The sequence below is a fragment of the Photorhabdus hainanensis genome (assembly GCF_018448965.1).
In the GTDB taxonomy this organism is placed as follows: domain Bacteria; phylum Pseudomonadota; class Gammaproteobacteria; order Enterobacterales; family Enterobacteriaceae; genus Photorhabdus; species Photorhabdus akhurstii.
The window spans coordinates 1-1,037 of sequence record NZ_RCWD01000113.1 but is presented as its reverse complement, the minus strand read 5'-3'; the positions used below and the strand labels follow the sequence as shown (position 1 = coordinate 1,037).

Sequence of the window (1,037 nt, the reverse complement as noted above, 5' to 3'; positions counted from 1 at the left end):
CGGTTAACCTTGCTACAGAATATAAGTCGCTGACCCATTATACAAAAGGTACGCAGTCACCCTGACGAATCAAGGCTCCCACTGCTTGTACGTACACGGTTTCAGGTTCTCTTTCACTCCCCTCGCCGGGGTTCTTTTCGCCTTTCCCTCACGGTACTGGTTCACTATCGGTCAGTCAGGAGTATTTAGCCTTGGAGGATGGTCCCCCCATCTTCAGACAGGATTTCTCGTGTCCCGCCTTACTCGTCGAACTCACAGCCATACCACCTTCGAGTACGGGGCTGTCACCCTCTCTCGCCGGCCTTTCCAGACCGTTCCTCTGATGCTATGGCTGATGCTGGTTCTGGGCTGCTCCCCGTTCGCTCGCCGCTACTGGGGGAATCTCGGTTGATTTCTTTTCCTCGGGGTACTGAGATGTTTCAGTTCCCCCGGTTCGCCTCATTAACCTATGGATTCAGTTAATGATAGTGCGACGCATCGCACTGGGTTTCCCCATTCGGACATCGCCGGCTCTATCGCTTCATATCAGCTTACCGACGCTTTTCGCAGATTAGCGCGTCCTTCATCGCCTCTGACTGCCTAGGCATCCACCGTGTACGCTTATTCGCTTAACCTCACAACCCGAAAAAGTCTCGGATTGCTCAGCTTGAGAGACTCCCCAATAATACCTTGTCGATATTACTGAGTGTTTCAATTTTTCAGCTTGTTCCAGATTGTTAAAGAGCTTATATCGCTAAACAGATTCCTAAAATCCGCTTAAAGACACATCGACAACGCCTTTCACCCGTTATCCCGCAAGTGGCGTCCCCTAGGGGATTCGAACCCCTGTTACCGCCGTGAAAGGGCGGTGTCCTAGGCCTCTAGACGAAGGGGACCCTATGGTCAGCTTCGCAGACTCCCTTGCTCTCGACTTTCATCAGACAATCTGTGTGAGCACTGCACTCAACCTATCTCAGGTAAGGAGGTGATCCAACCGCAGGTTCCCCTACGGTTACCTTGTTACGACTTCACCCCAGTCATGAGCCACAAAGTGGTCA

At 52.0% G+C, this 1,037-nt stretch carries 1 tRNA gene and 2 rRNA genes; all 3 read right to left on the bottom strand.

Annotation, left to right across the window (positions count from 1 at the left end):
- Window positions 1–614 (bottom strand): 23S ribosomal RNA (locus EAE92_RS24105); the annotation flags it as partial.
- Window positions 615–799: 185 nt separating this feature from the next.
- Window positions 800–875, bottom strand: a tRNA-Glu gene (locus EAE92_RS24100).
- An 82-nt stretch (window positions 876–957) separates the two neighbouring features.
- A 16S ribosomal RNA gene (locus tag EAE92_RS24095) occupies window positions 958–1,037 on the bottom strand; the annotation flags it as partial.